The following is a 9,740-nucleotide window of genomic DNA, read 5'->3' on the forward strand; positions in this document are numbered from 1 at the left end:
CTTAATTTCCGATTACTTTCGCGACACCTGGCGCTACCACGATGGCAGCAATCGTTTCTGTCGCAGCCGCCGGGCGTACCTGTATGCGCTGGCCCACCTCACCGTTAGCCAAGGCAAGTGCCTTGGATTCAAGCAGCAATGCACCAGAACTAAACAACAGATTGACGGTGTCACCATGGTTGATTGCGTTTGGAAGCTGCAGATAATTCTGAGTCAACGCGGTACCTGAAGGAATATTTCTTTTCAGGCTCCCCTTCAGCATGGAACAATCTGCTGGCAAGGCGGCACCATCGAGACTTGCGACGTCCATCTCCAAAACCAGCAAGTCTTCACATGCTGGTGTAATGCCCTTGAGCAAATCCCGTTTGGCAACAAAAGTCTGCTCCATTACTTTGACTTTCAGTGGCACGCGCACCGAGCGGCTAAACATGCCCGCGACAGTAACATCCAGCCACACCGTAACCCTGGCATGCATTGCTTCCGCCCTGGTCAAATTTCGCGCCTTGATATCAACCTGACCTTCTGCCAACAACAGTTCTGGCAGGCGCTCAGCAGTTTCTACCACCACCTGGTTTTGCCCGTTGCCCAATACTTTCTTCAGATAGTTTTCAGCAGCAATAGCAAGTTGGGCGCTGTCAAAGACTTTTGCCAGGCGCTCGACTTTCACTGCATCTGCACCGCGCCACTCTATCGCTTTTACCTGCCCGCTTGCCCTGACTATGCGTTCAATCTCTTTACGGCTAAAGCGCAAACTATAACCGGGTAGCGGTGCATTACCCATGTCAACTGCAGCCATGGTTTTCATCAGATGCTCATCCAGGTGATTGGTCTCTACATCAATTTCGACGAGGTCCACCAGCTTGACTCTTGCTGCATTCACCATCGCATCAGTCTTCAAGGACATCACCACACCTGCCATTGCAGGCATGGCAGACAATCCAAGAACAAAGAAGAAAAAGGCAAACCAGCGCATCATCAGTATTGTGTTAGCGGCGCAGATTATTAGTCAAAGACATCATCTCATCAGATGCCTGGACTATTTTTGAGCTCATTTCATATGCACGCTGAGCTATCATCAAGGTCACCATCTCGTCTACCAAAGAGACGTTCGACCCTTCCAGCGTATTTTGGGCAATCGCACCAAAGCCTGCCGCACCCGGTTTACCATAAGTGGCTTCGCCAGAGTTTGCACTTGGTTGATAAATCCCGCTGGCGACCATTTTCAGGCCTGCAGGATTTGAAAAGTTCACCAGTTCAATTTGCCCCACTTCGGATACCTGAGACTGATCTCCTGTCTGCACCATGATTTTGCCATCAGTGCCTATCGTAATACCCGTCACATTTTGTGGCATATGAATACCTGGCCTCAATACCTGCCCACTACTGGTTGCCAGATAAGAATCCTGATTGACTTGCAAAGTGCCACCGCGTGTATAGCCACGGCTACCATCTGCCAGCGTCACCTCGATAAAACCACTGCCATTGATGGCGATATCCATCGGCGAATTGGTTTGTGTCAGGGCCCCAGCAACAAAATCTCTGGACACATTTTCGATACCGATACCCAAGCCAACCGGATTGAGCGTAGCCGAAGGATTCTGTGCCGAGGCACTTCCATCGACATGCATCATTTCTTGAAAATTCACACGGCCCTTCTTGAAGCCAGAGGTATTCACATTCGTCAGATTATTGGCAATAGTATCGATACTCATCTGCTGAGCCTGCATGCCAGTCGCTGCGATATAGAGAGAATTATTCATAAGTATTTATTTTCCAAACCAATGGAGTGAGTAGCTGACAGAAAAAGCTTAAAACTCACCCAATTTTTGTATCGCCGTATTCAACATCTCATCATAGCCTTGAAATAATTTTTGCGCTGATTCAAAATGACGGGTGGTTTCCATCATCGCCACCATTTCGCGCATGGGCGTAACATTCGAGCTCTCCAAAAAACCCACCTGTATTTCCGATTTGCTTTCTACTGCCTTATTGTCTGCGTTTGCAGACTGCAATAAGCCATTCGCCGTTTTTACCACATTCTTTGCATCTGCAAATTGCATGATTTTCAGTTGAGCAATCTGGGTTTCACCCTGCATGATACGACCGGCATGATCAATACTGACATCATTGCCACGCACTTGTATGTCGCCCCCCAAACCCTGCACGGCATAGCCTTGCGCCGACACCAGGCGACCAGTGCCATCCACATGAAAATTCCCGGCCCTGCTATAGGCCAGCCCTTCAGGCGTCATCAGCTCAAAATAACCATCGCTGGCGATTGCCAGATCCCAAGGCTTGCCGGTTTGCTTGATCGCTCCAGTTGACAGGTCAAGCACGTTACCCAGCGCATTTGATTTTTCTGTCTGGCTTACATTAGCAACTTGTTCTGACTCCTTCATGACTTCGTCAAAAAGCCTGGTCAGCGGTTTGGATGTCGGTATCGCGCGCTTATAGCCAGGCGTAGCCACATTCACCATATTCTGGCTCACGATGTCCATATACTGCAGATCATTTTGCATGCTCTGTACAGCGGTAATTAATGCATTTGCCATAGCGCTCAATTCAGCCTAAAAAATAATCCAGATATTCGATCCAAAGAATCAGTTCAAAGAATCAATTCAAACAAGCGGATTTCAACAACTTACTAAAATTTACTAAACACTTACAAAGACAAAGTCGCAAACGCACGCAACTCCAGCGTGTTGGGTACTTCTGCCAGCGACAATACCCGCAATTGCGGCACCATGCGCTCTGATAAAACCCGCATATGCCGTCTTAATTCAGGGGCGCACAACAAAACGGGCAACAGGTTGCTCTTCATCATTTTTTCTGCATGCTTGGCAACGCCAGTGATCACTTGCTCGGCAAATTTAGGTTCCACCACCATGGCTGCACCATTTTCCACCGCCCGTATGCTCTGCATCAGATTGTGTTCTATCGTCGGATCCAGCGTCAATACTTGTAATACATTCGTGCCCTGTGTCAATGACTGACAAATCAATGCTCCTAAACGCTGCCTAACCATTTCAGTCAGATAAGCAGTATCTTTATTAATCTTGGCAGTATCAACAATGGTTTCTATTACGGCATCCAGATTGCGGATAGAAACTTTTTCCTTCAATAAATTCTGCAAGACTTTTTGTATTTCACCCACGCCCAGCACTGTAGGCACAACCTCTTCCACCAGACCAGGTTGCGACTCACGCACACGTTTTAACAAGCGTTCAGTTTCCTGGCGCGTCAGCAAAGTGGCAGACTGCTGTCGCAATACCTCGCACAAATGCGTCATGAAGACTGTTGGTGGCTCTACCAGGGTGTACTTGCCAGCTCTTGCCTCATCCCTCAGCATGTCATCTATCCACAGCGCAGGTAAACCATAGCTGGGCTCCTTGGTTTCCACACCTTGCAACTTGATAGTCTCAGTTGCTGGTTTAATTGCCAGCAACTTGTCCAGCACCAGGCTGCCACCTGCGATAGTCACACCAAAAATCACAATCTCATAGGCATTGGCCGCAAGCCTGGCACCTTCACGGAAACGGATATTTGGCACCACCAGGCCAGACTCCAAAGCATATTGCTTACGAAAAGCTGCGATACGCTCGGTAAAAATAATGCGTTCACTCTCCAGCATGGGGATCAAGTCCACACCCAGCAATACCTCAGCTGCCTCCATAGGCAACAAACCATAGGCATCCTGCTCTTTGTCTGAAGACTTGGCGCCGGTACCAAGTGGTGCTTCGGCATCATCGCCCTGCACATCACTGCCCTCACCCTGGTTAGTGTCACCACGGCGAAAAGCAATTAATGCGAGATAAAAACAAACCAGCACCAACACCGGCCACGCCGGGATGCCGGGCAAAAACACCAGCCCCAGCAATGCTGCCGCCACCAACCACAAGGTTTTGGTGAATGAGGTGATTTGCTGAAACGCCACTACACCCAGATTGGTATCGGACGAAGAGCGCGTCACAATCAAACCCGTGCCTACAGAAATAATCAAGGCAGGCACTTGCGTCACAATACCGTCACCAATAGTCAGCAAGGTATAACTCTTTAAAGCCTGATCCCAGCGCATGCCCATTTGCATCACACCTATCACCAGGCCACCAACACAATTAATCAGCATGATGATGATACCCGCAATGGCGTCACCCTTCACAAACTTGCTGGCACCATCCATGGCACCGTAAAAGGCGGCTTCTTTGCTGATATTCTTGCGGCGGCGCTGGGCTTCTTCCTGGTCGATGAAACCCATGTTCAAATCAGCATCGATACTCATTTGCTGACCTGGCATACTATCCAGTGTAAAGCGAGCAGCCACTTCCGACACCCGCTGCGCACCATTCGTTACCACGACATACTGAACGACGACCAGGATCAAGAAGACGATTAGGCCAATCACATAATTGCCGCCCACCACATAAGAACCAATCGCACCAATCACCCTGCCAGCGTCAGCATCGCGCAAAATAAGGCGCGTGGCAGAAATATTCAGGGCCAGTCGGAACAAAGTTGCCACCAGTAACATCGATGGGAAAGTAGAAAACTCGACCGGCTTTGCCATGTAAAAGGTCAACAGCAAAATCAGCAATGCAAAACTGAAGTTTGTCAGTATCAAAAAATCCAGCATCTCTGCTGGTATAGGTGCAAACAACATAAACAACACACCCACCACCAGCAAAACCATTGCAATGTCGGTGTTTTTCTGCAAAACCTGTCTCAACGAATTCATGCAAATGCTCCGCGCACCGTGCTAGCTTTGCTTTGATTGCGATTTTTACGCATCGCGTATACCCAGATCAAAATCTTGGCTACCTTGGGATACATATCCTCAGGTACAAATTGGTCCGAGTTCAAACGCTTGTATAACTCCCGCGCCAAAGGAGGGTTTTCAACCACTGGAATATTATGCTGCCTGGCTGCTGCACGCATCTTGGCTGCCAGCTCCCCTTTACCCTTGACCAACAACTTAGGTGCAGGCATCTCGCCATGGCGATAAGAAATAGCAACGGCAATATGAGTAGGATTGGTGATCAACACATCGGCTTCTGGCAATTTGCCAACCGCCTGCGATTGCTTCAACAATTCTGCCCGCAACTGCTTAATCCTTTGGCGTATACGCGGATCACCTTCCCTTTGCTTATGTTCGTCGCTGATATCTTTATGACTCATGCGCATTTTCTTGGCAAATTCCCACCGCGTATACAGCAAGTCGATTAACGCGATCACCAAAATCGCCATAAACAACTTAAACAACACAGGCCCGATCGCAGCAAGTGCGATAGCCGCATGGCCGTGCGCATCGATGTAGCCCAGTTTTACCAATTCAGGCATCAAATGTACCAGTGCACCACAGGCCACGTACCCCAATATCGATAACTTCACCAGACTGCGCAAAGCATCGTAAATCAAACGCTTGGAAAACAGACGTTGCAAACCAGTAGCAGGGTTTAACTTGGTAAAATCAGGTGTCACTGGATCAAAACTAAAAATACCCCCAACCTGACTCACGTTCACCAATATGGCCGCAATGCAAATGGCAATCAACAAAGGTGCAATAACCGCCACGCTTTCCATGCTCGCCTGCGTCAGCCACTGCAAAGTACCAACACTGGACCAGTCACTACGGCCTGCATCCCGCATAATCTGCTGCGCAAGACCCAGTTCCTTCCTGGCCATACCTGGCCCAGCCGCAAAGAAAATACCAACCAAAGCTGCTAAAATTGCAGCAAAATTGGCTTCCGTACTCTTGGCAACCTGCCCCTTCTTTTGCGCCTCGCGCAGTTTATGGGGCGTGGCTTCCTGGCTTTTGTCAGCATCCTCAGACATTTACAAAATGTCCTCCCAATATCCAAACAACGCTCCGAACACCTTGGTAGCAACAGACGCAAAATGACCGCTGACATACGCCAGCACAGACAAGCCAACCACAATCTTGATTGGTACACTGAGCATAAAAATATTCAGTTGCGGCAAATTACGCGACACAACTGCAAGACAAATCTCTACCAAAAACAAACAAAAAAATGCTGGCGCCGCCAGCATCAATGCATAAGTAAACACCATACCAAACTGTCTGGCCAATAGCATAGGACCAGGTAACTCCAGCATCTGACCAAGGGGAATTTTCTCGAACGAAAAAGCTAGACCACGCAACAAGGTGTGGTGCACATCCATGGTGAAAAACAAGGCCAATGCCACCATACCAAACAAAGCAGCAATCAAAGGTGAATGGCTACGCGTAGTCGGGTCAAAAATATTCGCGATATTGAAACCTATCTGCAAATCCAGCAAATTACCCGCCATAGAAAATGCAGCAAAAGCCACAAAAATGCCAAATGCCATCAAAGCACCCAGCAGCACCTCAGCCAGAGCAGACATCACCAGCCCCGACAAATCAACTGGCACATTCACCGGCACCAGACGCATGCCAGCCACAAGCGAAAAAGCCAGCATCACAATCAAAATGACACGTATGCGAACCGGCAATCCCAAGGCCTGCCAGAAAGGCGTCATCAACAACAAAGCGGACAGGCGCATTGAACACAATAAAACAGCGGTAACCCAGCTTACTGTTGAAGTAAAAATCATGGGCAACTAAAAATAATTCGGGATATTCGTGATGAGCTCACGCGCAAAAATCAAGAGCTTGCGCAACATCCAGGACCCAAACATCGTCAATGCCAATATCGTTGCCACCAACTTGGGAATAAACGTCAGTGACATGTCCTGAATCTGCGTCACCACCTGCAACACACTGACAACAAGACCTACCACCAGTGTACAAACAAGAATAGGCGCGCATATCAACAGCGCACCCCACAGAAGCTGCTCCATCAAATGCAATGCAACATCAGATCCCATCACCCAATCCCAAAATCACCAGCAACAAACGAATGCCCACACATGAAAGAATCTGAAGTGCTCATTCAGAAATGAGTAATAATTCAACATGCGCATGCTGCATTGCCGCAAAGAAATTAATTATTGAAAAAATATCTGATGCACAGCGATGTTACTCAATGTTACAGACCACGCTAAAAAGTGTCAATTTATGTTTCAATAGCCCGGCTTTTTAACTTCAATCAATATATTTTCATACAATCAAAAATTGGCGAGCCTGCTGGATTATCGCTGATAGCCCACTAAATATAATTCGAATTTTTTTAAATTATATAAATTTTCTTATTTTCCAAAAGAAATATTATTTAGAAAATATGGCTTATTGCAGAGTAAGAACCAAGTCGTCATCCGACAATGACAGCAAAGCGGTACTGTCAAAATTACATTCCTTACCCACCACTTGGAGCATATAGCCAAATAAAAAATGTAAATAGTTTCGGCAATACCAAGAAGAATCTCCACGTCATATACCCTACCATCGGCATCAAGATTTTTTTTGCGGCGCACCAAAAACTTCTCTGCGTACCTTATTCTGAAGCGTAGAAGGTAGAGTCATTGACATTGCATAACCACTATTATTCAAGGCTGGCACGTACGCGACCAGGTACCATTACGCGACATATCCAAATGACTTGGCATCTCTTGCAACACTGTCCGGAACTACGTACTCAGCACAGTTCGTGCAACACTGCGGAATGAGATTAATCGTTTGTATGCACATGCAGGTATCACGATTAGCTTGGGGACGGTGTATAGCTGGGTGCAGAAGTATCGTTCAGAGATGGAGGCGATACGCAAGAAGACGCGGAATCGGTTCCCGGATGTTAGTCCTGCAAATTTACGCTGGTGTCTGGATGGGACTGGCAAAGTGGATGCGTATGGTATGAACCATTTTATTCTTGGCATTGTCGATCATGGTACGCGCATGAATTTGTTGTTGCAGCGGGTGGAGCTGGCGACGTCGACGGTGATACTTGAACACATAAAACAGGCAATCAATTTATTTGGTAAGCCAAAAATTATTCGTACAGATAATGCCTCTGTGTTTCGCAGCAAAGAATTCCGGCGAGCTTTAAAAGAATTGGGAATACGTCAGGAATTCAGTGAACCGGGCAAGCCCTGGCAGAACGGCAGGATTGAGCGTTTCTTTTTGACGTTGAAAGAGAAATTGAATCTGAGGACACCGGTCAATGGATTGATGCTGGACCGTTTGCTGAGGGATTTTGTGACCTGGTATAACCTGATCAGGCCACATCAGCATTTGCATGGGTACACGCCTGCTGAGGTGTGGAGAGGCATTGATCCTTACTCAACACCACCGATATCGGTGCATCCGTTTGAGGCTTGGGATGGTTTGTTGCAAGGGTATTATTTGCGGCGTTAGTAAATTCCCGATGAGCTAACATGTGTATTTTAAACAGGCAGTTTAGCTGTTCAGGGTGAATCTCGGCCCGAGCAAGTAATTTGCACAAATTTTAATCAGGAGAGCAAATTTAGTTGTACGCGCTGATTAAAAAATAATCGGTTTTGTGTTCAATCTAACCAAAATCTCCGCCGATCTTTGCAAAACTAGCAGACCGGGCGGAGTGAATTGGCTTAACTGAACGGTGAACAGGGCAGCAGCAGCAAAAAGACTACTCTTCGTCAAAGCGAATCCCACGTACCCATAACCTATTATCAATACAAAAACTGTTGTACCCCTCAAGCTCTATTGTATAAAAACTATTGTAGCGCGGTTCGTCATCAATAAATTTTGTTTGAATCTCATCAACAACAACTCTATTATTATCATTTGTCTCAAATACATCACGTGGCTTGAGATCAACCGCTCTAACCCAAATATTCCCCTCCATCAAAAACTCTTGACCCTCGGCCACTCTTACAACTCTGTACTCATCATCGTTAATTTGGAAGGTAAGCTCACATTGAGGCGTTTCCTCATGACATATCAACTTACGTACTTTGCTATACCCAAGTTGCCCTGTCTTGTCGCAACGGGATAATATCTCATGCCCTGCTTCAGGAAGGAGCCACTCGATTGCCAAGGGGCCATGTTCTTTGACTTCGACCATTGTGTCTGTTTGAACACCACAAATTACACCACCAGTTATTATCCTCTCCATTTTTTCATTAGTGATCGCGTGGCTGTTGGTTGCAAGATAGGTAGCATCGGGGGCACACAATTTAATCCCACCTACAAAATAGCTATGCATTTCTTCAAGTTCCAGGCTATACACCCTTCTCAATAAACCAGTTTTTTTAATATCTACAAAGCTCCATTCTTCGCAACTGAAATGTTCAATTCCATTCTTTTCCGCCTCACTAAATGCAAACCTATCAAAGCCAAGAAGTGCGTCGCCCTTTTTAATATTAAACACGGGCGTCCAGCCTTTATTTTTAACCCAAAAAGGCAAGCTGGCAGTAACTTCTACCGGGTACACAGGGACTTGATTGTTTATCACATAATACAAAAGATAGGTTGGCACATCTTTTTCAGTAAAGATATTGAGAACTTTGCGAAATGCCATTTGTCCCGTTTTATCGCAACGCGCTAATATTTCATCACCAATTTTTATAGACCAAATCGATTGTCCATATAAAGATTTTTTTGTTACTATTTCCACATCTTCTGATACCCACGGGCAAAGAATATTTTTTTTCTGATCTGCAATTTCTGGCACAGCCATCACTTGAGCATTACTGAAATTGTTTAATTCATTTTTCATGATGTAATTGTTTTGTAAAAAGTCTAGCTGACTGATGAAAAATTTATGAAATTAATTATCGCAGACTATTCCACCATTAACAAAATTCAATAGTGGAATAGTCTTGAATCA

The 9,740-nt window shown here is 46.3% G+C and carries 9 protein-coding genes; 1 reads left to right on the forward strand and 8 read right to left on the reverse strand.

The annotated features are described in order from the left end of the window. Window position 1: 1 nt before the first annotated feature. From flgA to fliQ, 7 genes are all read right to left on the reverse strand, one after another. Complete coding sequence (gene flgA, locus UNDYM_RS30145; protein ID WP_162044921.1) at window positions 2-976, reverse strand: flagellar basal body P-ring formation chaperone FlgA; 975 nt, start codon at window positions 974-976, stop codon at window positions 2-4. 10 nt (window positions 977-986) lie between these two features. After that, window positions 987-1,760 carry a flagellar basal-body rod protein FlgG gene (gene flgG, locus UNDYM_RS30150; RefSeq protein ID WP_162044922.1) on the reverse strand — a complete coding sequence of 258 codons (774 nt, stop codon included), beginning with the start codon at window positions 1,758-1,760 and terminating at the stop codon, window positions 987-989. A 48-nt stretch (window positions 1,761-1,808) separates the two neighbouring features. Continuing rightward, entirely contained in the window at window positions 1,809-2,552 is a 744-nt protein-coding gene (locus UNDYM_RS30155; RefSeq protein WP_255456561.1) for a flagellar hook-basal body protein, read from the reverse strand. 110 nt (window positions 2,553-2,662) lie between these two features. Next, a complete protein-coding gene (locus UNDYM_RS30160; RefSeq protein WP_162044924.1) occupies window positions 2,663-4,732 on the reverse strand; it encodes a flagellar biosynthesis protein FlhA in 2,070 nt (689 codons plus the stop codon). After that, complete coding sequence (locus tag UNDYM_RS30165; protein ID WP_162044925.1) at window positions 4,729-5,829, reverse strand: flagellar biosynthesis protein FlhB; 1,101 nt, start codon at window positions 5,827-5,829, stop codon at window positions 4,729-4,731. The genes UNDYM_RS30160 and UNDYM_RS30165 overlap by 4 nt, the downstream gene beginning before the upstream one ends. Next, entirely contained in the window at window positions 5,830-6,591 is a 762-nt protein-coding gene (locus UNDYM_RS30170; RefSeq protein ID WP_255456562.1) for a flagellar biosynthetic protein FliR, read from the reverse strand. A gap of 6 nt (window positions 6,592-6,597) precedes the next feature. After that, entirely contained in the window at window positions 6,598-6,864 is a 267-nt protein-coding gene (gene fliQ, locus UNDYM_RS30175; protein ID WP_162044927.1) for a flagellar biosynthesis protein FliQ, read from the reverse strand. A gap of 820 nt (window positions 6,865-7,684) precedes the next feature. Between fliQ and UNDYM_RS30180 the strand changes: the two genes are divergently transcribed. Beyond that, complete coding sequence (locus UNDYM_RS30180) at window positions 7,685-8,287, forward strand: integrase core domain-containing protein (RefSeq protein WP_162044928.1); 603 nt, start codon at window positions 7,685-7,687, stop codon at window positions 8,285-8,287. 250 nt (window positions 8,288-8,537) lie between these two features. On the opposite strand, the gene UNDYM_RS30185 is transcribed toward UNDYM_RS30180, so the two are convergent. Next, on the reverse strand, window positions 8,538-9,629 hold the full coding sequence (locus tag UNDYM_RS30185; RefSeq protein WP_162044929.1) for a hypothetical protein: 1,092 nt from the start codon (window positions 9,627-9,629) through the stop codon (window positions 8,538-8,540). Between the last annotated feature and the right edge of the window lie 111 nt (window positions 9,630-9,740).

Source organism: Undibacterium sp. YM2 (genome assembly GCF_009937975.1).
GTDB lineage: Bacteria > Pseudomonadota > Gammaproteobacteria > Burkholderiales > Burkholderiaceae_D > Undibacterium.